General features: G+C 63.9%; 32 protein-coding genes. 31 read left to right on the top strand and 1 reads right to left on the bottom strand.

The window, feature by feature from the left end; genetic code table 11:
* Positions 1-54: 54 nt before the first annotated feature.
* Together MC381_RS05525 and MC381_RS05520 are read left to right on the top strand one after the other, a co-directional pair.
* On the top strand, positions 55-483 hold the full coding sequence (locus MC381_RS05525; RefSeq protein ID WP_251976738.1) for a VRR-NUC domain-containing protein: 429 nt from the start codon (positions 55-57) through the stop codon (positions 481-483).
* 23 nt (positions 484-506) lie between these two features.
* Positions 507-1,103 carry a hypothetical protein gene (locus tag MC381_RS05520; RefSeq protein WP_251976737.1) on the top strand — a complete coding sequence of 199 codons (597 nt, stop codon included), beginning with the start codon at positions 507-509 and terminating at the stop codon, positions 1,101-1,103.
* Positions 1,104-1,106: 3 nt separating this feature from the next.
* Here the strand turns inward: MC381_RS05520 and MC381_RS05515 are convergent, their stop codons facing one another.
* A complete protein-coding gene (locus tag MC381_RS05515) occupies positions 1,107-1,298 on the bottom strand; it encodes a hypothetical protein (protein WP_251976736.1) in 192 nt (63 codons plus the stop codon).
* A 330-nt stretch (positions 1,299-1,628) separates the two neighbouring features.
* On the opposite strand from MC381_RS05515, the gene MC381_RS05510 reads away from it, so the two are divergent.
* From MC381_RS05510 to MC381_RS05370, 29 genes are all read left to right on the top strand, one after another.
* Positions 1,629-1,847 (top strand): hypothetical protein, encoded by a 219-nt coding sequence (locus tag MC381_RS05510; RefSeq protein ID WP_251976735.1) that lies wholly within the window; start codon positions 1,629-1,631, stop codon positions 1,845-1,847.
* Between the two features lie 195 nt (positions 1,848-2,042).
* Positions 2,043-2,639 (top strand): lysozyme family protein, encoded by a 597-nt coding sequence (locus MC381_RS05505; protein WP_251976734.1) that lies wholly within the window; start codon positions 2,043-2,045, stop codon positions 2,637-2,639.
* Positions 2,636-2,911: a hypothetical protein gene (locus MC381_RS05500; RefSeq protein WP_251976733.1), complete on the top strand. Its 276-nt coding sequence runs from the start codon at positions 2,636-2,638 to the stop codon at positions 2,909-2,911. Before MC381_RS05505 ends, MC381_RS05500 begins: the two co-directional genes overlap by 4 nt.
* Before the next feature lie 25 nt (positions 2,912-2,936).
* A complete protein-coding gene (locus MC381_RS05495) occupies positions 2,937-3,269 on the top strand; it encodes a phage holin family protein (protein ID WP_251976732.1) in 333 nt (110 codons plus the stop codon).
* On the top strand, positions 3,266-3,628 hold the full coding sequence (locus tag MC381_RS05490) for a hypothetical protein (protein WP_251976731.1): 363 nt from the start codon (positions 3,266-3,268) through the stop codon (positions 3,626-3,628). Before MC381_RS05495 ends, MC381_RS05490 begins: the two co-directional genes overlap by 4 nt.
* On the top strand, positions 3,625-3,852 hold the full coding sequence (locus MC381_RS05485; protein WP_251976730.1) for a DUF7940 domain-containing protein: 228 nt from the start codon (positions 3,625-3,627) through the stop codon (positions 3,850-3,852). Before MC381_RS05490 ends, MC381_RS05485 begins: the two co-directional genes overlap by 4 nt.
* Positions 3,849-4,160: a hypothetical protein gene (locus tag MC381_RS05480; RefSeq protein WP_251976729.1), complete on the top strand. Its 312-nt coding sequence runs from the start codon at positions 3,849-3,851 to the stop codon at positions 4,158-4,160. Before MC381_RS05485 ends, MC381_RS05480 begins: the two co-directional genes overlap by 4 nt.
* 16 nt (positions 4,161-4,176) lie before the next feature.
* Positions 4,177-4,317: a hypothetical protein gene (locus tag MC381_RS05475; protein ID WP_251976728.1), complete on the top strand. Its 141-nt coding sequence runs from the start codon at positions 4,177-4,179 to the stop codon at positions 4,315-4,317.
* Positions 4,314-5,024: a hypothetical protein gene (locus MC381_RS05470; protein WP_251976727.1), complete on the top strand. Its 711-nt coding sequence runs from the start codon at positions 4,314-4,316 to the stop codon at positions 5,022-5,024. The genes MC381_RS05475 and MC381_RS05470 overlap by 4 nt, the downstream gene beginning before the upstream one ends.
* A gap of 236 nt (positions 5,025-5,260) precedes the next feature.
* Positions 5,261-5,767: a DUF1441 family protein gene (locus tag MC381_RS05465; RefSeq protein WP_251976726.1), complete on the top strand. Its 507-nt coding sequence runs from the start codon at positions 5,261-5,263 to the stop codon at positions 5,765-5,767.
* A complete protein-coding gene (locus MC381_RS05460) occupies positions 5,760-7,832 on the top strand; it encodes a phage terminase large subunit family protein (RefSeq protein WP_251976725.1) in 2,073 nt (690 codons plus the stop codon). The genes MC381_RS05465 and MC381_RS05460 overlap by 8 nt, the downstream gene beginning before the upstream one ends.
* A 9-nt stretch (positions 7,833-7,841) precedes the next feature.
* Positions 7,842-8,078, top strand: coding sequence for a gpW family head-tail joining protein (gene gpW, locus MC381_RS05455; RefSeq protein WP_251976724.1), 237 nt, complete (start codon positions 7,842-7,844; stop codon positions 8,076-8,078).
* Entirely contained in the window at positions 8,078-9,586 is a 1,509-nt protein-coding gene (locus tag MC381_RS05450; RefSeq protein WP_251976723.1) for a phage portal protein, read from the top strand. Before gpW ends, MC381_RS05450 begins: the two co-directional genes overlap by 1 nt.
* Positions 9,583-10,689 carry a head maturation protease, ClpP-related gene (locus tag MC381_RS05445; protein WP_251976722.1) on the top strand — a complete coding sequence of 369 codons (1,107 nt, stop codon included), beginning with the start codon at positions 9,583-9,585 and terminating at the stop codon, positions 10,687-10,689. The genes MC381_RS05450 and MC381_RS05445 overlap by 4 nt, the downstream gene beginning before the upstream one ends.
* 54 nt (positions 10,690-10,743) lie before the next feature.
* Positions 10,744-11,103, top strand: coding sequence for a head decoration protein (locus MC381_RS05440; protein WP_251976721.1), 360 nt, complete (start codon positions 10,744-10,746; stop codon positions 11,101-11,103).
* Between the two features lie 62 nt (positions 11,104-11,165).
* Positions 11,166-12,155, top strand: coding sequence for a major capsid protein (locus MC381_RS05435; RefSeq protein WP_251976720.1), 990 nt, complete (start codon positions 11,166-11,168; stop codon positions 12,153-12,155).
* Between the two features lie 2 nt (positions 12,156-12,157).
* Entirely contained in the window at positions 12,158-12,481 is a 324-nt protein-coding gene (locus MC381_RS05430) for a head-tail joining protein (RefSeq protein WP_251976719.1), read from the top strand.
* Positions 12,478-13,026 carry a phage tail terminator protein gene (gene gpU / locus MC381_RS05425; protein ID WP_251976718.1) on the top strand — a complete coding sequence of 183 codons (549 nt, stop codon included), beginning with the start codon at positions 12,478-12,480 and terminating at the stop codon, positions 13,024-13,026. The genes MC381_RS05430 and gpU overlap by 4 nt, the downstream gene beginning before the upstream one ends.
* A 2-nt stretch (positions 13,027-13,028) precedes the next feature.
* Positions 13,029-14,504, top strand: a complete 1,476-nt coding sequence (locus MC381_RS05420; protein ID WP_251976717.1) for a phage tail sheath subtilisin-like domain-containing protein — start codon at positions 13,029-13,031, stop codon at positions 14,502-14,504.
* A gap of 51 nt (positions 14,505-14,555) precedes the next feature.
* Positions 14,556-14,921 carry a phage tail tube protein gene (locus MC381_RS05415; RefSeq protein WP_251976716.1) on the top strand — a complete coding sequence of 122 codons (366 nt, stop codon included), beginning with the start codon at positions 14,556-14,558 and terminating at the stop codon, positions 14,919-14,921.
* Positions 14,921-15,199 carry a phage tail assembly protein gene (locus MC381_RS05410; RefSeq protein WP_251976715.1) on the top strand — a complete coding sequence of 93 codons (279 nt, stop codon included), beginning with the start codon at positions 14,921-14,923 and terminating at the stop codon, positions 15,197-15,199. The genes MC381_RS05415 and MC381_RS05410 overlap by 1 nt, the downstream gene beginning before the upstream one ends.
* A gap of 196 nt (positions 15,200-15,395) precedes the next feature.
* Complete coding sequence (locus tag MC381_RS05405; protein ID WP_251976714.1) at positions 15,396-15,809, top strand: hypothetical protein; 414 nt, start codon at positions 15,396-15,398, stop codon at positions 15,807-15,809.
* A 125-nt stretch (positions 15,810-15,934) separates the two neighbouring features.
* Positions 15,935-17,782, top strand: a complete 1,848-nt coding sequence (locus MC381_RS05400; protein WP_251976713.1) for a phage tail tape measure protein — start codon at positions 15,935-15,937, stop codon at positions 17,780-17,782.
* Position 17,783: 1 nt separating this feature from the next.
* Entirely contained in the window at positions 17,784-18,983 is a 1,200-nt protein-coding gene (locus MC381_RS05395) for a DNA circularization protein (protein WP_251976712.1), read from the top strand.
* The gene (locus tag MC381_RS05390; RefSeq protein ID WP_251976711.1) at positions 18,976-20,076 is read left to right on the top strand and encodes a phage baseplate assembly protein; all 1,101 of its coding nucleotides are present in this window, start codon (positions 18,976-18,978) and stop codon (positions 20,074-20,076) included. Before MC381_RS05395 ends, MC381_RS05390 begins: the two co-directional genes overlap by 8 nt.
* On the top strand, positions 20,060-20,593 hold the full coding sequence (locus MC381_RS05385; RefSeq protein WP_251976710.1) for a phage baseplate assembly protein V: 534 nt from the start codon (positions 20,060-20,062) through the stop codon (positions 20,591-20,593). The genes MC381_RS05390 and MC381_RS05385 overlap by 17 nt, the downstream gene beginning before the upstream one ends.
* A 33-nt stretch (positions 20,594-20,626) precedes the next feature.
* Positions 20,627-21,091, top strand: coding sequence for a phage GP46 family protein (locus MC381_RS05380; RefSeq protein ID WP_251976709.1), 465 nt, complete (start codon positions 20,627-20,629; stop codon positions 21,089-21,091).
* 3 nt (positions 21,092-21,094) lie between these two features.
* Positions 21,095-22,150: a baseplate J/gp47 family protein gene (locus tag MC381_RS05375; RefSeq protein ID WP_251976708.1), complete on the top strand. Its 1,056-nt coding sequence runs from the start codon at positions 21,095-21,097 to the stop codon at positions 22,148-22,150.
* Positions 22,141-22,734, top strand: a complete 594-nt coding sequence (locus MC381_RS05370; RefSeq protein ID WP_251976707.1) for a YmfQ family protein — start codon at positions 22,141-22,143, stop codon at positions 22,732-22,734. The genes MC381_RS05375 and MC381_RS05370 overlap by 10 nt, the downstream gene beginning before the upstream one ends.
* Positions 22,735-22,736 lie beyond the last annotated feature (2 nt).

Below are 22,736 nucleotides of genomic sequence, written 5' to 3'. Positions count from 1 at the left end.
AAACCCCGGAAGCCTCGCGCGCGGACGGCCAGCGGGAAGCCCCGGAAGAAGCCGGTGGATTGGGAAGGGCAGGAGCAGACGCGGCTGATGCTCTGGCTGAGGGGCGAGTTCAACCGCGGTACCGCCGTCGGCCCCGCACATGAGCACGCCTATGCGGTGCCCAACGGCGGCAGCCGGCACGGTCTCGAGGCGGCAAAGATGAAGCAGCAGGGCGTCCGCTCGGGTGTTTCCGATCTGGTGATACCGATCGCGCGGGGTGGCTACCACGGCCTGTACCTAGAGCTGAAAGCCACGCCGCCGCGTGATGCCGATCTAGCAGAGTCGCAGCGGGTCTGGCTGGCGCGGATGGAAGCGGCCGGCTACTGCGCGAAGCTGGCGCTGGGGATCGAGCAGGCTCAGGCGGTAATCCGCGAGTACATGGCCGCACCGGCAACAGAGACGCTCGGCGAACTCATGCCGATGGTCGCTGGCGCCGACTGGTAACGAATCAGGGAGCAGGGGGAGCAATGCGGAAACTGGAATTGATGGGGATCAATCAGCTGATGGCGGTGATCCGGAGAGAGCCCGAGGGTAGCGCGGTTCGCGAGAAAGCACTACGTCGCTGCCTGGACGAGCTGATCGAGGTCGAGATCGAATGGCGGATCGATTACCGCCACCTGAACCTCGGGCATCACAAGGTGAGCACGATCGCGAACATGGGCGAGGGCCGCGGCGAGATGACCGGCGCGGTCGATCATGTCGGTGAGGCCGCCGAGCGTTTCCGCTACGCCTGCCGCTGGCGCTCGATGGCCCAGGCGCTGCTGGGGCATGTCAACGAACGGCAGCGAATGGCGCTGCTGCTGGCGGGTTACGCGATCTCGGCGCAGCGATGGTCCCAGCCGCTCGGCGGCGATGTCGCGCGCATGCAGGCGATCAAGCAAGGGCACCGGGGGCTGACCTTGGCGGAAGTGTGCGGCGGCCAGCGAATCATCCTGCAGCGGCTGGGCTGGCCGGCGGCGGTAGGAGAGGTGTTCGAAACAGCGGAGGCGATGCGTAACTCGGCGAAGAATGCTCGAAAAGTGCTGCTGGCTGTGGTGGGGGAGCAGTCGAGGCTGGTGGCCTGAACTTCACACCTGGCCGATCGGACGAAGGACTGTCTCCAGAAGGAACACCACGGCCAACACAATGATGCCTATGATCACGAGGACGGTGATCAGCGCATTGTTAGCGCCCGGACTCCTTGGCTTATCGCTGTACTTGTTCGACATAGCGACACCAGCAATAACGGCGATAATGACTACGGTGGCTCCCAAAAGCATTGCTGCTCTCCCTGAATGTCTAGCTGAGATAACGGGGTTGATGAGTGCCAGAAAATAGCATGGATACTATATGTTGTGTTCGTGACCGCTTGAAGGTACTATTCAGCTAAGATTGTGATTTCTGCGCCCTGATCGGTTTCGACCGGTTGGGGCGTTTTCATATCCGTCGTGATCAGTTAGCTTTCGCGGATGTCGAATTGTTCGGTGAGGTGTGATCTGGTGATTAGGTTATTGGTGATCAGTAGCGCCATTGCTGTGATCTCTGGCTGCTCGTCGCAAGATGTGTCGAAGGATCCCAGCAAGCCTCTGCACGGGAAGTGCGATGTCGAGATGAATTACGACATCAGTTTTGATCGATTCGACGAAACAGCCCAGCAGATTGCGCACGCGACGGGTTGCTTTATCCAGACGGACATATCAAAGACCGGTGGAGTGAAGCCTAATGCGGTCGAGGGCAAATTTACTCCACGGCAGGCCGTCGAGCAGGCCATCAGCGGTACACGTCTGCAGATTACAGATCAGACGCCAGACATAATCACGGTCGAATAGATCCTCTATCATCATCACTTGCGCCCTGACCGGTTTCGACCGGTTGGGGCGCTGTCGTTTCTGACCCTGTTCGCCGCCGTCGTTCGCTTCCCGCGTGCTCCCCACGTTCCCCTTGAGCGGTGGCGGCAACTTATTCACGGCCGCCCGGTTGATCCCTTCCCGCCACGTCGGCGGGCTTTATATTCGGAGTGCTCCATGCAGTTCATGCGCGAGGTCGAGACAATCGGCAGCGGACGCTATCCGCTGCGCGTGCGGCTGGCGTGGGGCGCTCATGTCTCCGATGCATTCGTCGATCGGCTGTTCGAGCTCGTTGCCCGATTCGGGTGGGGGCTGGATCACGCCGGGTACCTTATGGCGTGCATGGCATTCGAGACTGGCCGGTCGTTCGACCCGGCTCAGGAGAATCTAGCCGGTAGCGGCGCGACCGGGCTGATCCAGTTTATGCCCCGCACCGCGCGCGGACTCGGCACCACGACCGAAGCGCTGGCGGCAATGACTGCCATCGAGCAGCTCGACTATGTGGCGCGGTACTTCGAGCCGTACCGGCTACGCATCAACACGCTGGCCGATATGTATCTCGCGATCCTGATGCCGGCCTATGTCTCCCGCCCTGGCGGCGCGGTGATGTTCACCGACGGCACCACGGCGTATCGGCAGAACGCCGGGTTGGACGCGAACACTGACGGTCGCATCACGAAGGACGAGGCCGCAGCGCGCGTGCAGGCGATGCTGCTCGAGGGGCAGCGAGCCACGAATGCGCGCGACGTGTGGCAGGCGGAGGTGGCCGCATGATTGGTTCGGTCATGGCACTTGCCAATTTCATTATCGCGCTGGGTCTCATCGCTCAGTGCCTGATCGCGCTGAATCGCGTTGACGATGGCTGGACCCGTTTCGCCATTCACTTGGTCATTGCCACTGCCGCCGGGCTGGTGGCGTTTCGAGGGTTCGACGCGGCGGCGGATATCGCGCTGAGTGATCGCACGGCGATCGGCCGGCTGCTGCTCAATCTGTCGATGATTCCCGCCTGGATCCTGATTCACCGGGCTTCGCACAAACGAGGTTAGCCGCGCGACAACACCGGGGATCGAGATGCCGGACCAATTCACTCAGGCCTGGCTGACGGTCTATGTGTTCGCCCAGGAGCCGGCACAAGCGGCCGCCCTCTGCGCGGTGCTGATGTCCTTGCTGCGTGTGCTCACGTCTGGCGGGCTGCGCAATCCCAAGCGCTGGATCGAGACCCTGATGGTGGGGTTTCTCGCGTGGACGTCGCTACCGTTCATCCAGCATTTCGGGTTCGAGCCTGACACGGGCCGATTCTTCGCGGCGTTCCTGGGCTACATCGGCGTTCATGGCTTCGAGAAGCGCGTCGATCGGCTGCTCGACAACATCGCTGACGTGGCGTCGGCACTGAGGCGGAAATGATCCGATGGATTGGAAAGCTCTCCCGTGATAGCCGCTCGCATCTGCTGGTGGCGGCCGTCTGCTTTGCCTGGGCGGTGGTATCGCAGCTGCAGGCCAGCGATGCCGACCGCCGGCTGGATAGCGCCCAGGCGGCGCAACAGGCCGTTGGCTATGGCCTGTGGTACGCGCTCGTCGAAGAGCAGCGGAAGGCCGGGCGGTTCGAGGGCACGCGCGATGCGGCCCGTGCCGAGCTGGCGGCGATCCGGTACCGACTCGGCGTGGCTGACACGCAGCTGGCCGCGTGCAACGCGACGACGCATATGGCGACCGATGACGGCTGGACCGGTCAATTGCAACTCAAGACGGAGCGGGATCGATGAAGCTGGTACCCGAGGCGCGCAAGGCGCACAAGCTGTGGTCCGTGCGGCTCGGCATTCTCGCGGCGCTGCTCTACTCGCTTCAGCCGATTCTCACTCATTGGCAGAGCGTCCTGCCAGGGTGGGCCTTCGCGGCACTCGCCACCGTGGTCGGGTTTGCCGGCGTGGTCGCACGTCTGATCCCGCAGAAGGCTATCGACGACTACATCCGGAGCCGGCTGCAATGAGTCGGCTCTACGGCTGGCTGGTCGCTGGAGTGGCGGTAGTGGTCGGAGTGCTGACCTCTCTCGCGCTGCTGATGCGGGGCCAGCGCGATGCCGCTCGGGATGAGCTGGATAAGGCCAAGGCGCGGACACAGGGCATCGAACAGACGCGCGCAGTCGAACGACGAATCAATGAGCGCCAGCGCGCTGATCAGGCGCAGGCACGGGAGGTCGAGCGTGAACAGATGGCCCAGCGCCGCGCTGGTGTTCGCCCTGAGCTTTTCGGCGATCCCCGGTTGCGCGACGACAGTAGCGACACCGACCAGCCCTGAATGCACGGTGCCGCCGATGCCAGCGCTTCCGGTGATTGAGTCGAGCCAGCTGCAGTGCTTGGCAGACGATGACTACTGGATGCTGCAGGACCGCGAGCGTCGGCTTACCGACTGGGCGCTGGAGATGCGCGGGATGCTCGAGGAGGTGTGTCCATGAGTTTGGCGGTCAGTATCGAGTTACAGGGTTTTGATGAGCTGCGTCGTCGGTTGGCGCACATGCCAAGACAGATTCCTTTTGCTCAGGCGTTAGCAATCACGCGCACGGGCCAAGATGTTCGGGATTCACTAAAGGGGCACCTGAAAGGGATTTTCGACAATCCCACAGCCTTCACCGTCAACTCCGTTCGGCTGCGTCCAGCGACAAAGAACGATCTGCAGGCATGGATCTGGATTCGGGACGAGGCTTTTAAGGGCACTCCGCCGGCCAAGTACCTTTTGCCCCAGACGACAGGAACGCGACGAAACGCCAAGCGCCACGAACGCGCGCTGCAACATGCAGGCATTCTGCCGCATGGTTGGGCAACAGTGCCCGGGCGCGGTGCACGGCTTAATCGAGCTGGGAACATCAGCGCTGGCACTTACACCAAGATTCTATCGGAACTGCGCGCGTCTCCGGACGGCCACCAGAACGCAACCAGCCGAAAAGCCAAGCCGTACTTCGTCATGCGTCGAGGTGAACGTCCGATCGGCGTCTATCAGCGGACAAGCAAGCGCCGGATGCAAGCGGTCCTGCATTTCATCGATGAGCTGCCCGGGTACGGCAAAGAGGTTCGGTTTCAACAGGTCGCCGATATGGTTGTGCGCCGCCGGGGAGTCAAGCACATGGATGATGCCATCGAGCATACGATCAGAACGGCACGATGATCAGAATGGGAGCCTCGACGGGCATGCACCAGACTGGTGCGCCTACAAAAATTGTGGGTCCTTCCTGGCATGGAAAACCGTGCCACGGGGAATTCGAACCCCGGTCTTTGGCTAAATTTCGGCAGCACTGGGTCGGCAGCAGCACCGGTCTGCAGGACGCATGCTGGCTGGGTTTAGAGGTGCCGATGGTGCCGAAGCGGATAAGGGGACGGTGCCGAAAATAGGATGACCAGCGTGTGGCAGAGATCAATCGCCTTGAAGAGGCTTACAACTGGAATATCTCCAGACTGGCCGATGCGTTTGGACTGCACCGCGATACTGTCCGCAAGCGGCTGAAGGAAGCCGGCGTCGTGCCGGCGGGCAGCCGAAACGGTGCCAACCTCTACGCGCTGAAAGATGCCGGCCCGGCTCTTTACTCCGACCGGATCGGATCTGCCGCTCTCTCTCCCGACGAATACCCACCGCAGGATCGCAAAGCGTGGTTTCAGTCTGAAAATGAGCGCGTGAAGCTCGAGCGCGAGATGCGCCTCCTGGTGCCGGTCGAGGATGCACACCGTGAGATGAGCCGACTAGCCAAAGCGATGGCAAGCGCGCTGGACTCCTTGCCAGACCTGCTCGAGCGCGATGCCGGCCTGGCGCCGGAAGGGCTGGAATTGGTCGAGCGCGTGACCGACAACCTGCGCGAGCAGATGTACCAGGCCGTGATGGCCGAAGATGACGATCCGGAGGTCGCGCATGGGTAGCTTTGCCAGTGCCGCGATGATCCGGCGAGACGTGGCCGAGCTTATCCGTCCGCCGCGGCGCATCCGAGCCAGCGAGGCGGCCGCAGACGTGATGAAGGTGGTCGGCGGCGACGGCACGGTGCGCGACTGGAGTCCAGATGCCACGCCCTACATGACCGAGCCGCTCGACTGCATGGGCTCGCGTCGCTACGACGCGGTGATCTTCGTCGGCCCGGCGCGTACCGGTAAGACGAACGCGCTGGTGGACGGTTATGTCGCCTACAAGATCGAGTGCGACCCGGGCGATGGGTTGATCGTGCAGATTTCAGAGGACAAGGCACGCGAGTTCAGCAAGAAGCGCATTGATCGCATGCTGGCGTACTCGCCCAAGTTGACCGCACGGCTTAGCCCGCGGGGGCATGACAACAACGTCCACGACAAGACGTTTCGTGCCGGCAACTACCTAGGCATAAAGTGGCCCTCCAAGAACGTGCTGGCCAGCTCCGACTATCAGTTCGTGCTGATCACCGACTACGACCGCATCGAGGATGACGTCGACGGTGAGGGTTCGGCGTTCCTGATGGGCACCAAACGCACGCAGACATTCGGCTCCACCGGCATGACGCTGGCGGAGTCTTCGCCGGGTCGGTTGATCACCAACGAGGACTGGCGGCAGCCGGACAACGAGCCTCATATGGCGCCGCCAACATCCGGCATTCTCGATCTCTACAACCAGGGCGACCGCCGCCGCTGGTTCTGGCAGTGCCCACAATCGTCTTGCCGACGCTGGTTCATGCCAGTGCTGGAAACCTTCAATCTGGATAGCGGCGTGGCGTTCTGCCCGCACTGCGCTTGTGAGATCGATCCGCGCCATAAACGCGAGCTCAACCTCAACGGCCGTTGGGTGCCGGAAGGGCAATCACTGACGGCCGAAGGCGAGCTCAAGGGCACGCCGCGCAAGACGCGCATCGCCTCATTCTGGATGGAAGGCCCGGCCGCCGCATTCCAGACCTGGCGATCATTGGCGGACAAACTGGCTCGTGCCGAAGAGACCTACCAGCTCACCGATAGCCAGCAGAGCCTGCAGACGGTGATCAATACCGACTGGGGCCGCCCGTATAAATTCCGTCGTGCGACCACTCAGCGCAGTAGTCAGCGTCTGCTCGATCGTGCCGAGCAGATTGAGCATCGCACCGTTCCCGTCGGGGTTCGCTTCCTCACGGCATCGGTCGATGTGCAGGGTGGCAAGAATCGTCGCTTCGTCGTGCAAGTTCACGGCTGGGGCCCGGATCGAGAGACCTGGGTAGTAGATCGATTCAACATCAAGGAAGACCGCGGGCCGGATAACGACCGGCCGCCGAGGTCGATCAGCCCGGCTACCCAGCCCGAGGACTGGGACCTGCTGACGCGTGATGTGCTGCACCGCACCTACCGGCTGGCTGATGGTAGTGACCGCCGCATGCCGATCGTTGCGATGGGCGTCGATACAGGCGGCGAGGGCGACGGCACCGAGTCGGTGACGTCTCAGGCCTACGACTGGTACCGCCGACTCGCGCGCGATGGTCTGCAGAGCCGCGTGTACCTGTTCAAGGGCGGCAGCGCCAAGACCATGCATCGGGTTCGTAAGACATGGCCGGACAACTCTGGGCGCAAGAATCGCAAGAGCAGCGCCCGCGGCGATGTGCCTCTGTATCTACTCGGTACCGATCTGCTGAAGGACGTGGTCGCGCAGATGATCGATCGGGACGACCCCGGTGCCGGCTACATCCATACGCCGCACTGGCTCGGGCGCTGGTGGTATGAAGAGCTGACCTACGAAGTTCGCGACCCCGGCAATGGCAAGTGGTCACGTCCGGGCAAGCGCCCCAACGAAGCGTTCGACCTCTGCGTCTACGCGCTATCAATCTACATCCTGCTCAACGCCGAGAAGATCGACTGGCAGGCACCGCCAGCCTGGGCGGAGGAGTGGGACCGGAACATGCTTGTCCTGACGCCTGACGGTGAGACGCAGAGAGTCGAGGCTACCGCCGCCGAACCCACGCGCAAACGCCGCAAGCGCCCGCGCGTGCTCAAACCCAGAATCTGAGGAGTCACCATGGCTGCCTACACCGCAACGGATCTGGCGCGGGTCAAGCAGGCGATCGTGGATCTCGCCAGCGGCGCACGCGTTACCAGCGTCACCCATAACGGCCGCACCGTTCAGTACGCTGCCGCCGACATCGACAAGCTGCGGACGCTGGAGAGAGACATCGCTGCCGAGGTGGCGCTACACGATCCCAGCCGCCGCCGGCGCAGCCGCACCCGACTCACCCGGACCACGAAGGGACTCTGATGACCGCACACGTCGCCAAACCGCGCATCCGGATGACGATGCGCGGCGGGCAGCTCGTGCCCGTCAGAAACCAGGCCTACGAAGGTGGTTCGATGGGGCGCCGGATGGCCGGCAAGGGCAATGTGCTGAGCTGCCCGAACATGCCGATCGCGCACTCGCTGCCACTGCTGCAATCCCGTAGCCACAACGCCATCCGCAACAACCCCTATGCAGGCGGCGCGAAAGAGAGCTATGTCACCAACCTGATTGGCACTGGCATCAAGCCCCAGTGGAGTGACGCCCAGATTCAGGCGCTCTGGGACCGATGGGTGAAGGAGTGCGATGCCGATGGCATTGACGACTTCTACGGCCTGACGTCTTTGGCGACCGGATCCCAGTTCGAGGCCGGCGAGGCGCTGGCGCGGTTTCGGTACCGACGCACCAGCGATGGCCTGAGTGTGCCGTTGCAGGTGCAGCTGATCGAATCGGAGCACCTCGATCCCAACTACAACAGCTTGCTGAGTGGCCGGCTGGTCAAGATGGGCATCGAGTTCGACGCCATCGGCACCCGCACCGCCTATCACCTGTGGCGCTATCACCCGCATGAGCAGCTCACCGCCGAGATCAATCAGCGCGTGCCGGTGCCGGCGGACGCCGTCGTTCACATGTACCGCCGCACACGTCCGGGGCAGCTGCGGGGCGTTCCGGAGCTAACGAGCGTCATTGTTCGACTCTATGAGATCGACGAGATGCAGGACGCCACGCTGGCGCGGCAGAAGCTCGCCCAGCTGTTCGGCGCATTCGTGAAGCGCAAGACCACTGCGGACACTGACGATGACGGTCCTGATTTCGGCACATTGGTCAGCACGCCAGGGGAGTCCGAGCACGACCCCATCAGCGAATTCACTCCCGGCGGCATCCATTACTTGGAAGACGACGAGGAAGTGCAGTTCGGATCCGCTCCGGATATTGGCGGCAACTACACCGAGTGGCTGCGCACCGAACTGCTGGCGCTGGCCAGGGGCGCCGGCATCACCTACGAGCAGCTGACCGGCGACCTCAAGGGCGTCAACTACTCCTCAATCCGCGCCGGCCTACTGGAGTTTCGGCGACGAGCGGAAGCATTGCAGGCGCATCTCATCGTTCATCAGTGGTGCCGGCGTATCGCCGCTAAGTGGCTCGATGTCGCCGTCACCAGTGGAGTGCTGCGCATCGCTAATTACTGGCAGCGACGCGGCGAATTGCTTGCCATCGACTGGATTGCGCCGAAGTGGGCGTGGGTCGATCCGCTCAAGGAAGTCACCGCTGACGTCATGGAAGTTCGCGCAGGCTTCAAGCCGCGCAGCGAGGCCGCCGGTGAGCGCGGCTGGTCGCTCGAGCAGCTCGACGCCGAGATCGACAAGGGCAATAAGAGTGCCGCGCGCTACAGCCTGGTGCTTGATTCCGACCCGCGCACCACCGGCAAGAACGGCGCGCTGCAGGCCGCCGTCGAGGCTCTCTCCACCGAAGACGAGGATAACGACGAATGAAATGGTTCACGGCCAAGGCGCAAGCCGGTAACTCCAAGGCAGCGCACATCACCATCGACGGCGAGATCGGCGAGAGCTGGTGGGATGACAGCGGCGTCTCGTCCAAGGCGTTCATGTCCGCGATCAAAGGGCTGGGTGTGCTCGACGAGATTACCATCGACATCAACAGCCCCGGCGGCAGTGTCACCGACGGTATCGCTATTGCCAATTACCTGCGCGATCACCAAGCGAACGTGACCGTTAACGTGCTGGGCCAGGCATCCAGCATCGCGTCTGTCATCGCTTCAGCCGGGGACACAGTCAATATGGGCCTCGGCGCCTGGATGATGGTCCACAACCCGTGGACGGTGGCGATCGGCAACGCCGATGAGCTGCGCGCGCTGGCGGGTGATCTCGACAAGATCGCCGACGGCATCATGGCGCACTACATCGCTCGTGTCGGAGACGCCAACCGCGAACGCATGCAGGCGCTGATCAAGGGCGACGACGGCCAGGGCACCATCCTCTCCGCCGAGGAGGTCGTCGAATTGGGCCTGGCCGACGCGGTCATGGTTGAAACGAAGGCCGCGGCCTCGCTCGCGGGTCTCGCCAAGGCGATGGCCCACGGTGCCGAGCAGGCCAAGGCCAAACTGGCGAGTCGCCAGAATGCACCGATGACCGCCGCCGATGCACTGGCGCTCGCCTTCGATCTCACGCCGGAAGAGGCCGAGGCGCAGGCGGCGGATCTGGGCGATCGCATCGTTGCGCTGATCGCGACGCCGACCGTGGCCAGCCTGCGCGACTCTCATCCTGAACTGGTTGCCGAGATCGAGGCCGGCGTGAGTGGGCAGGAACAGGCGCAAGCCGCTGTCACTGCCGAGCGCGGCCGAGTCGTTGCCATCGTCAAGGCGTGCCAGACCACCGGTCAGCCGCAGTTGCTCGAGAAGCTGATCGGCAACGGCATGGCCGAAGACCAAGCCTCCGAGTACGTCTATGACGTTGCGGCTGCTCACGGCAATCGCATGAACATCAACGGTCATCACTCGCCCGAGGGTGGCGGCCAGTCCACCGCGCTCGATCACTCGAAGATCTATAGCCGCTTCAATCGCAAACCGTCGGCCTGACGCCGGCACATTACCCCGGCGCTCCGCGCCACTCCCTCCCAGAGGTAGCAACTCATGACAATGATCACCGAACCCCGCTGGACGGGGGAACACGTCGTGTCCGAAGCCAACGGCCAGCGCTCGCGCGAGCAGGGCGTTCTGGCGGCGGGCAATCATTCCGCCGGCACTGTGCTGGCGAAGAACGCCGATGGCGATTTCGTCGCGCTGGCGCCCGGTGCCAGCGATGCAACCAAGACCGCCGCCGCGATTCTCTACGCGCCGACGGACGCCACTGCCGGCCCCGTGTCCTGCGTCGTTCACTCGCGTGACTGCGAAGTTCACGACGAGTGCCTGGCCTGGCCGGACGGCATCACCGATGCCCAGAAGACCACCGCGCTCAAAGCGCTGGACAGCGCCGGCATCGTCGTCCGCTGATCGAACCAACCTCTCTGCCGCCGCAGAGCTGACACCTCGCAAAATCTCAGGAGCAACGCCTCATGAATCTGTTTGAAACCGACCTGTTCACGGTCACCAGCCTGACGGCGGCCATCAACGAGCAGGAATACGTCCCGCGTCGTCTCGGCGAGCTTGGCTGGTTTCAGGCCGAAGGGCTGACCACCACCTCGATGGTGATCGAGAAATCCGGCGGCCAGCTGCAGCTGGTACCGACCAAGGAGCGCGGAGCCCCCGGTACGGTGTTCGCCGGTGATAAACGCCACGGCGTCACGTTCTCCGCGCTGCACCTGCCGACCCGCGCCACGCTGCTGGCGGACGAGACACAGAACGTTCGCGCCTTCGGTACCGAAAACCAGCTGCAAGCCATCGAGACGCTGCGCAACCAGCGCCTCACCAAGATGGCGCGCAGCATCGACGTCACCCACGAGTACCACCGCATCGGTGCGATCAAAGGCAAGATCCTCGACGCTGACGGCAGCACCGTGCTGGTCGACCTCTACAGCGCTTTCGGCATCAAGCAGAAGACGATCAACTTCGCGCTCGGCACGGCCAGCACTGACGTGCAGATGAAGTGCCTGGATGTGCTGGAGGCGATCGAAGAGGGGATGGGCGAAACCATCTTCGCTGGCGCGCACGCGCTCTGTGGCAAGTCGTTCTGGCGCAAGCTGATCTCACACTCCAGCGTGAAAGAGACCTACCGCTACCAGATGAGCCAGCGCCTGCGTGATGACGCCCGTGAATCGTTCGAGTTTGGTGGCATCGTTTGGGAGCGTTACCGCGGCACCGTGAAGGGTCAGGCTTTCGTCGAAGACACCGCGGCCTACGTCGAGCCGACGGGCACCGTCGATAAGCTCATCACCCGTTTCGCGCCGGGCGATTACCTCGAAACGGTCAATACCGTTGGTCTGCCGCTCTACTCGAGCGCCGAGCCACTTCCCCATAACAAGGGCATCGACCTCGAGGCGCAGTCCAACCCGATCCACCTCAACACCCGCCCCGGGGCGACCATCAAGCTCACTGAGACTGCGTAATCATGCGCTGGGATGACATCGAGCTTCGAGCATTTCGGGACGTCCTTGCGCAGATGAGTGACTCAATCACGTATATGCCGGCTCAGGGCGATTCTGTGTCGGTCGCGGGTGTTTACGACGCTGATCACCAAGAGGTTGACCCGGACACCGGCGTACCGGTCTACAGCGTTAATCCGCTGCTGACTGTCGCCATGTCCGATCTCCCGCTTGGATCACCGCGGCCCGGTGATCGAGTGATGCGCCGCGGTAAGACCTACCGGGTAACCGGCAGTCGTCCAGAGGGAGACGTGACAGTCGTGCTGGAGCTGAAAGAGGGCTACGCATGATCCACCCCCGTCAGCAGATTCGCGACGAGATCGTCACCGCGATCACGGGCAACACCGACGCCCGCTTGAACGTGTGGGCCAGTCGCGCGTTACCGGTGTGGAATGGCTCCCAGGGGCTGCGGGCCGTCATGCCCGCAATCCTGATCTACACGCGCAGCGAACAGGCCGAAATCTTCAACGAGGCGCCGCGCGAATATCGGCGCGTCCTGCAGATCGGCGTGCAGCTGCACGTGCTTGGGGCGGAAAACACCGACGACCGGCTCGATGCGCTGGCCGCGCAGGTCGAGACCCAGCTGCTACACGACGAGACGCTGAACGGCACCTGCTCAGACCTGCGTCTGTTCGACAGTGAATTTACCTTCACCGACGACGGCGAACACGAAATGGGCGCCGCGCGCCTGACCTTCGAGGCGACCTACTTCGACGAGATCGACAAGCGCGTCGAGGACACCCTGCAGACGCTCGGCGTCCGGTGGGATCTCGCCAGGCCCGACGGCAACTACGAGGCCGAAGACCGCATTACCCCGTCCCAATCCGAGGAATAATCATGGCTGTTTCTTTCAACGAGGTGCCGTCCAGCTTGCTGACGCCGGGCTTTTTCGGCGAGTTCGATAAAAGCCAGGCGGTTTCCGGCCCCGGCGTCATGCCGTATCGCGCCCTGCTGATCGGGCAGATGTTGGCGACCGGTACCGCGCCCCCCGAAGAACCGACCCGCATCTACAGCGCCGATGAAGTCGGCAAGCTCGCCGGTCGCGGCTCTATGCTGCACGGCATGGCCAAGCGTCACTTCGCCGCCAATAGCTACACCGAGACCTGGATGATAGCGGTCGAAGATGACCCGTCCGGGCAGCCGGCTACCGGCTCGGTCACGTTCGGCGGCCAGCCCACCGAGGCCGGTACGCTGAACCTCTACATCGCGGGGGCACGCATCCGCGTCGGTATTACCAGCGGTCAGTCGCTCGGACCGATCGCTACCGCCGTCGCCGCTGCGATCACCGCGAATCCTGACCTGCCGGTGACTGCCGTCGTCGACGGCGAGGACAGCACCATCGTCACGTTCACCGCCAAGCACGCGGGGCTGTGCGGCAATGCTATCGACGTGCGGGCCAACTACCAGACAGGCGAGGCGAGCCCGACGGGGCTGACGCTGACGTTCGAGGCCATGAGCGGCGGTACTGCCAACCCCGAGCTGGATGGTGTCGTCGACGCCATGGGCGACGAGCAGTATCACATCATTGCGCTGCCGTTCACCGATGCCACCAGTATCGACGCGATCGACACCGAATTGCGCGACCGCTGGGGGCCGCTGCGTCAGATCGAGGGGTTCGCATTCTCGGGCGCGCGCGGTGACGCCGCCGGTCTCGGCGAGCTGGGTGGCAGCCTGAACAGCGAGTTCGTCAGCATCATGGATGCCGGCGCCTGCCCGATGCCGCCGTGGGAGTTCGCCGCGAGCGTCGCCGCCGTGGCGGCCTATTACGGCGAGATCGACCGGGGGCGGCCGTTCCAGACGCTCGAGCTGTCTGGCCTGCTGGGCCCCGTCAAGAAGGACCGGCGGACCCAGGCGCAGCGTAACCAGCTGCTGCAGGCGGGAATCAGTACGTTCGTCGTCAACACCGACGGCACCGTGCGTATCGACCGGCTGGTGACGACCTACAAGGAAAACGAGTTCGGTGTTTCGGACCCGTCCTATCAAGACGTCAATACGCTACTGATTCTGGGCTACCTACGTTGGGATTTTCGCAGCATGTGGCTGCGCAAGTATCCGCGCCACAAGCTCGCCAACGATGGCACTCGCTTCGGTACCGGGCAGGCGATCATCACGCCGAAGTTGGCCAAGGCCGAGTCCATCGCGAAATTTCGCGAGTGGGAAGAAATCGGCCTGGTCGAGAACGCCGAGCAGTTCAAGCGCGACCTGGTGTGCGAGCGCAACGCCAGCGACCCGAACCGGCTCGACTTCATTCTGCCGCCGGATCTCATCAACCAGCTGCGCGTGACGGCGGCCCAGTTCCAATTCCGCCGTTAACCCCAATCCGCGCCGGGGCGCTCGCCCTGGCGGTCAGCAAGAGGAATTCACATGAGCAAACGGCAAGGCGGCATTATTTTCGTCAAGGCTGATGGGCGGTTGTACAAAGCTAAGGGCAGCTTCACGTATAACCTGGGCAAGCCGCAGCGTAACGCCATTATCGGCTCCGACGGGCGGGCGCACGGGTTCAGCGAGCAGGGACAGGTGGCCTACATCGAGGGCGAGTTTACCGATGACGCGGACCTCGATCTCGCCACGCTTGTCACCCTGGAAGACGCGACCGTGACGCTCGAGCTGGCGAACGACAAGGTGATTTCGCTGCGCGAAGCCTGGTATGCCGGCGATGGCAACGGCCAGACCGAAGAAGGCAACATCACCGCACGTTTCGACGCGGTGGAAGGTGAGGAGATCCGCTAATGGTGAAGCCCGAAATCGTCATCAAGCTGCAAGAACCGATCCAACACGGTAGCGAGGAGATCCGCGAGCTGGTCATTCGCCGTCCGAAGGCGCGTGATTTTCGCCGCCTGCCGATGGAGCCGGCCATGGGCGATATGCTCAATCTCGCCGGGGATCTCGCCGGACAGCCGCCGAGCGTCATCGACGAGCTGGATGTCGCGGACATGCTGGCCGTGGTGCAAGAGGTGGGAAAATTCATGCCGGATGGCCCAGCAACTGGCGACAGCAAATCGGCTTGATCGCCTACGTGTTTCACTTCCCGGCGGCCGACCTGTGGGAGATGGACGCCGGGGAGCTGACCTTCTGGACTGTCCGGGCCGAAGAAATCGCGGAGTATCAGAAATTACGGTAAGGCAGCGTGGTAGCTAGCCGGGGGCTTTAAATATAGTTAATCTTGAGGAGGGTAGTGCATTTTTTAAGTGAGAGAGGGGAAGCATGTTGCGCAAGAGTTTTCTTTTTCTGCTGTTGGTTGTTGTCAGTTTGTCTGCCAGTGCCTTTGAGGTTAAACCTGGTTTGTGGGAGATTACGCAGACTAGTGGCGAAGGGGGAGGCGAGTCTTCAGGACAAGTTGAGACTACCAAGTTTTGCTATAACGAGAAGTACGTTTCTGACTACGCTGAGAGTGTTCGTGCAGACCTCGAGTATGCTGGTTTCCAGGTTGATGGGTTGGAAGAAGATAGTGGTTCTGTGCATATGACTATTACTGATTCATCACTTACCCCGCCTTTCGTCGCGGACATCATTTTGGAAAAGATCAGCGATGAGCATGTTGTCTACAAGAATTTGGAGAGGGCAGGATCTGTTCCAGAATATGTTGATGAGAGACGTTTCATCTCGAAAGATTGCTAAGTTTGAATGTCTCATGCAGTGATTTATGAACCTTAGCCCCTCATCCTGAACCACCATCAATACATTTATATATATCCCAAAATTCATCAACCCCGCCTAGGCGGGGTTTTTTATGGGAGTTTTTTGTGGCTACCACCAATCCTTTGCGGGTCGTTATTGAAGGCGTCGACCGGCTAACGGCGCCCTTGCGGCGCATCAACGGTCGTATTCAGCGCATGACCGGCCCCGTCCAGCAGCTGCGGGCTTCGTTCCAGTCGCTTACCCGGGCGTCGGGGCTGGGCCGCCTGTCCGAGAGCGTGTCGGGTATCGGGCGCTCGATCGGCAATGTCGTGGGGCGCGCGCGGGATCTCTCAATGAAACTGGGGGCCATCGGTGCGGCGGCGGGGGGTATGTTCGGTGTCCTGGTCAGCGGCTATACCCGCTCGGCGGCCGAAACGCAGATATGGGCGGACCGGCTCGGCGTCAGTGCGGATTTCATCCAGCGCTGGCAGTACGCCGGCGAGCAATTCAACGTCGAGAAGGATGCGCTGATCGACGGCATGAAGGAGCTATCGCTACGGGCCGACGAGTACGTGGTGACCGGCGTCGGCGGCGCCGCCGATGCGTTCCAGCGCCTGGGTATCTCGCAGGACCAACTACGCCAGACCAGCGGGGATACCGAACAGATGTTCGACATGGTGCTGGGCAAGCTGGGTGAGGTGCGCAACGTCAGTGCCCGACAGCGGCTGTTCGACGAGATTTTCGGCGGGCAGGGCGGTGAACAGATGACCGAGTTGCTAACGCGTCCGGAGGCGGAGTTGCAGGCGCTTTTCGATCAGGCACGAGAAGCGGGCGTGCGGATCAACGAAAATCGGCTGCGTGGTGCCGTGGCTTTCACGCGGGCGATGCAGGGTCTGGGTTCTTCGCTCGAAGGTGCTCGCAACGCGCTGATTGGGCCAATGCTGCCGGCACTTCGAGCCATGACCGAGCAGCTGACGGCATTCGTAACCGGCCACCGGGAGGATATCTCAGCGTTCGGCGAACAGATTGGCGAGAAACTGCCCGCTGCGTTTCGCCGTATGGGTGATTGGCTCAAGACACTGCCCGATCGCTTCAAGCGTTTCATGGCGTTCATTCAGCCGATTACCGACCGTTTCGGTGTCCTGAATACGGCACTCGCTGCAATTGGTCTTGTTGTCTTTGGTCCGTTGTTGGCGGCGCTGGCGAGTTTGACTCAGGCCTTTGTCGTGCTAGGTGTCACGTTGCTGACAACGCCGGTCGGCTGGTTTCTCGCCGCGATTGCGCTTATCGGGGCGGCTGTCTATCTGATCTATCGCAATTGGGATGCGATCAGCGGTTGGTTTGCCGACAAGTTCCAGGCGGTACGCGAGGCGTTCAGCAATGGCTTGATCGACGGTGTGCTGACGCTGCTGCGCGAGTTCAATCCGGTGATTCTGGTTATCGAGGCGTTGGACGCCATCGTCGAGTATTTCACCGGTTTCAGTCTGCTCGACGCCGGCAAAAACATGATCGATTCGCTGTGGTCGGGTATCCGCTCGAAGTTCGACGACCTGACGGGCTGGTTCCGTGGTGCTGTCGACCGTCTGCGCGACATGGTGCCGGACTGGATGACCGGCATGTTCAGTGACGACGAGACGCGGACCAATGCCGGCACCCTGCGCCGCAACCAGCGCACGGCGCAACGGCAGGAGGGGCGCGAGGACGAGCCGCCGTCCCGCGATATCGACTCGTCGGACCCCGATCGCGAGCGACCGGAGCCGGCGCGCGCCGTCGACCCGCAGGCGACCGGGCGGGCGCTGGCGGGCAACGACTCGCTGGCCAGCACCGCGCGGGCGTTTAGCCCGGCGGGCCAGCAGGCGTCGGCCAGCGTTAACGTGCGGTTCGAGAATCTACCCCAGGGCACCCGTGTCGATCAGACCGCGAATAGCGGCGTCGATCTCGGCATGGACATGGGTTATTCGATGGGGGGCTGATATGGCCTGGCGAGACCAATACCGGCCGGCGACCTTTCGGGGCGTCGGCTTTTTCGTGCGCGACGCCGCGACCAACGGCGGCCGTCGCACGGTGCAGCACGAATACCCCGATCGCGATACGCCCTACGTGGAAGACATGGGCCGCAAGGCACGCGGGTACACCATCGACGCCTTCGTGATCGGACGCGACTACATGAGCGCCCGCGACGAGCTGCTGGATGCGCTCGAGGCGACCGGCGCCGGCGAGTTGGTGCATCCGTATCTCGGCGCGTTGAGCGTCAATATCGACACGTTCTCGGCCCGCGAGTCGTCGGACGAGGGCGGCATGGCCCGCTTCTCGATCACGTTTCTGGAAAGCGGCGAGGACCGCCACCCCAACGGTCGCCGCGACCGACTGTCATTGATCGATGCGCAGTCGCAGGCGTTCAACGAGTCCGCCCTGGCGGCGTTCGTCGACAAGTTCAGCGTCGGCGGGCTGCCGGCGTTCGTCTCGGCGGCGGCCTCGGGCCAGCTCGGAGATCTCGCCGGGGTTATCGACTCGCTGACCGGTGGGCTATTCGGCCGGGGCGAGCGCGCCGCTCGTTTCGCCCGAGACCTGCTGTCGCTGGCCGACGAGGCCGACGACTTGGTGCATCGCCCGTCGGATCTTGGCGAGCGCCTTGTCGCGGTGGTCGACGCCGTCGCGAGCGAGGGCCGCGCCTCGCCTCGGCGCGGTACCCAGGTGCTGCAGACGTTGGCGGGATGGGGCAATAACGCTGCGCCGGTGCAACGCACGACCAGCACCCGCGCTCGGCAGGCGGACAACCAGCTCGCGCTGGTGGATCTCGTCCAGCAGGTGGCCACGTCCCGCGCGACGACCACCGCCGCGCGCACCGAGTGGCCGACGTATGACGAGGCGATCACGACCCGCGACGAGCTGGCCGACCGCCTCGATGTCGTCATGGAGTCCACCGACAGCGACAACGTCTACCTCGAGGCGCAGGCCCTGCGCACCGAGCTGATCGAGGCCGTGCCGTCGGCCGATCAATCGTTGCCGCGTCTTTCCCGCTATACGCCGGCCGCGACCCAGCCGGCGCTCGTGCTGGCGTACCAGCTGCACGGTGACGCCAGTCGTGCCGACGAGCTGGCCACTCGCAACCATGTGCGCCACCCCGGATTCGTGCCGGGGGGCAATTCACTGGAGGTGCTGGACCGTGGCTGACGAGCTGGAATTGACCGTCAATGGGGGCATCTACGGCGGCTGGGAGTCGGTCGAGATCTCGCGCAGCGTCGAGACCGTCGCCGGTGGGTTCCGCATCGGCGTGACCGACCGTTGGCAGGGGCAGGCACAGCCGTGGCCGATTCGGCGGGGCGATGCCTGCCGGCTAGCGATCAACGGCGCCGTGGTGATCGAGGGCTATGTCGACAAGGTGTCGCCGGCACTGGCGGGGGATCGTCGGGTGTTGACCATCACCGGGCGCGATCGTACCGCCGACCTGGTCGACTGTAGCGCCGTGCATTCGCCTGGGGAGTGGGCTGGCATCGGCCTGTTGAGGCTCGCCCAGCTGCTGTGTCAGCCGTTCGGCATCGACGTGGCCAGCGACGTCTCGCTCGGCGCGCCGTTCGCCAAGTTCGCGATTCAGCCCGGGGAAACGGTGTGGGAAGCGCTCGAGCGCGCCTGTCGACTGCGGGCCGTGCTGGCCACGGCCGACGGCGCGGGTGGCGTTCGTCTCACCCGTGCCGGCGCCGGGCGCTCGGCGGACGATCTCCGGCAGGGCGAAAACCTGTTGGCGGCGTCTGCGGATCTCGACATGACCCGGCGCTTTTCCCAGTACCTGATCGACGCGCAGACCACGGGCAGCGATTACGCCTCGGGCGAGACCGTCGCCGAGGTGCGCGGCGTGGCCACCGACGCCGGCGTGCCGCGCTATCGCCCGCTGTTGGTCATGGCCGAGGGCACCGCCGACAACGGCGTTGCCCGGCAGCGGGCCGAGTGGGAAGCCACCGTGCGCGCGGCCCGGGGCGACTCGGTCACCGCTACGGTGCAGGGGTGGACGCAGCGCGATGGCTCGCTATGGCTGCCCAATCAGCGGGTGCGCATCGTCGCGCCCTGGCTGCGTGTCTCCGGCGAGATGCTGATTGCCGGCGTCACGTACCGCAAGCGCAACGACGAGGGCACCACGGCCGAATTGCAGCTGATGCGCCCGGACGCGCTGACGCCGGAACCGGAAGTGCCATCGGGGGCGTCGTCCGGTGGCTCGGGCTCGCAGGTATTCGCCGACTGGCTAGGGGGTGACAGTGCAGCATCTGATTAACCGCATGAGTCGCCGCATCATGCTCATGGTCGCGCGCGGCGTGTTGCGTCGTGTCGACGATCAAAGCCGCCTGCAGGTGCTGCAGGCGACGTTTCTCAAGGGTGAAACCCGTGCCGGGCTCGAGCGATTCCAGCAGTACGGGTATACCGCCCACCCGCATCCGGGCGCCGAGCTGCTGTCGCTGTTTCTCGGCGGCAACCGCGACCACGGCGTGGTGATCGCGGTCGATGATCGACGCTACCGCCTGACCGGTCTCGCCCAGGGCGAGGTCGCGGTCCACGACGACCAGGGCCAGAAAGTCCACCTGACGCGGGCGGGTATCGTGATCGACGGCGTCGGCAATCCCGTGCGGTTCGTCAACTGCCCGGACCTCTACACCGACGGCAATCTGCACGTCGCCGGCGAGGTCAACGACCACACCAGCACCATGCAGGCGATGCGCGACACCTACAACGACCACAACCACGGTGGCGATAGCGGCGGCAAGACCAGTTCCGCCCGCCAAAAGATGCGGTAACGCATCACCCTACCGACTAACGAGAACCCGACGATGCCGGATATTCGCCTCGAATGGAGCGGCGAAGGGGCGCCCTATGGCGACGTAGCGCTCGCCGCCGCTGATCTGGAAACCGACGACGGGCTGGAAACGGCCGTTTTGGTCTCGCTGTTCACCGACCGCCGTGCGCTGGACAGCGACGAGCTGCCCGCCGGGGCCGAGGACCGGCGCGGCTGGTGGGGAGACGTGGCCGCCACGGTCGAGGGCGACCAGGTCGGCAGCCGCCTGTGGTTGCTGTCCCGCGAGAAGCGTACCGCCGACGTCCTCAATCGCGCCCGGGAATATGCCCGTGAGGCGCTGCGCTGGCTGCTCGACGACGAGGTGGCCACCCGCGTCGAGGTCGACGCCGATTACATCAATACCGACTGGCTGGCGTTGCGGGTCGAGATCACCCGCCCCGGCGAGCCGGTCTACCGGGGCCGCTACGAATACAACTGGCGCGCCCAGCTAGGAGCCTGACGAATGGCGTTTTCGCGACCGACTTTGAATGGACTGATCGAACGCATCAACACCGACCTGGCCAGCCGCGTTGTCGGCCGCTCGGCGATCCTGCGGCGTTCGGTGCTGGGCGTTCTTGCCCGCGTGCTGGGTGGGGCCAGCCACCTGTTGCATGGGCACCTGGACTACAACGCGCGGCAGGTGCTGCCAGACACCGCCGACGCCGAACACCTCGAGCGCTGGTCCAGCATCTGGGGCGTCGGCCGCACGCCGGCCAGCTTCGCCCGGGGCAATGCCCGCGTATCGGGTAGCGAGGGCGGCGTGATCGCCGCTGGCGTCATTCTGCAGCGCGACGACGGTGCCGAATACATCACCACGGCCGAAGCGACGATCACCGATGGCTCGGCGCTGTTGCCGCTCGAGGCGAGTGCGGCCGGACTCGACGGCAATCTCGATCCGGGGGTCACGCTCGCGTTCCTCTCGCCGATCGCGGGGATCGAGTCTAGCGCCACGGTGGATGATGCCGGCATCACAGGCGGCACTGATGTCGAGACCGACCCGCGCTTGTTGGAACGCCTGCTCAAGCGGATGCAGGAGCCGCCCCACGGCGGCGCGGACTTCGATTACGAGCAGTGGGCGCTCGCGCAGCCGGGCGTGACGCGGGCATGGGTCTACCCGCGCTATCTCGGTGCCGGCACGGTCGGCGTGACGTTCGTCTGCGACGATCTCGACCCGATCATCCCCGACGAGGCCCGTGTGGCCAGCATGCAGTCCGCGCTCGACGAGGTCCGTCCGGTGACCGCCGAGGTGGTGGCGTTCGCGTCAGCCGCCGATCCGCTGGACTTCGTGATCGCGGGCCTGACGCCGGGCACGCAAGCCGTGCGCGACGCGGTCGCCGCTGAATTGGCCGATCTCATCACGCGGGAAGCCGAGCCCGGCGGCACCATCCTGATTTCGCACATTCGCGAGGCAATCAGCATCGCCGCCGGCGAGAACGATCACCGGCTGATTTCCCCCTGTGCGAACGTGACCCATGGGAACGGGCGCATGCCGATCATGGGGACGATTTCATGGCAATGAATGCGGAGAGCTACCGCGAGCAGCTGGCGGCGCTACTGCCCCAGGGCGCGGTCTGGCCGCGTGACGGCGACGCCAGGCTCTCGACGCTGCTGGTCGCGCTTGCCCAGGAGTTCGCCCGGGTCGACCGCCGCGCCGATGACGTCATTCGGGAGTCGGACCCCCGTCGCGCGCTCGAGCTGCTGGAGGACTGGGAGCGCAATTACGGGCTACCCGAGCCCTGTGTCGCGAATCTCGAGCAGACGCTGCAGGAACGCCGCGACGCGCTCGTCTCGAAGATGACCACCACCGGTGGCCAAAGCCGCCGGTACTTCATCGATATCTGCGCCGCGCTCGGCTATGACGTGACGATCGAGGAATTCCGACCGTTCCGCGTCGGCCAATCTTGCGTCGGCGACGATCTGACCAACGGCCCCTGGCAATTCACTTGGCGCGTGCGCGCGCCGGCGGTAACCGTGCGCACCTTCAAGGCCGGCCGCAGCGCGGTCGGCGAACCCCTGCGCAAGTGGGGCAACGAGCTACTGGAGTGCAAGGTTTCGCGCCTCGCCCCGGCACACACCATCGTGCAATTCGCATACGGAGATTGAAC

The organism is Salinicola avicenniae (genome assembly GCF_023736115.1).
Classification (GTDB): Bacteria; Pseudomonadota; Gammaproteobacteria; order Pseudomonadales; family Halomonadaceae; genus Salinicola; species Salinicola avicenniae.
The sequence above is the reverse complement of the archived record's forward strand: the minus strand, read 5'-3'. Positions and strand labels throughout refer to the sequence as shown.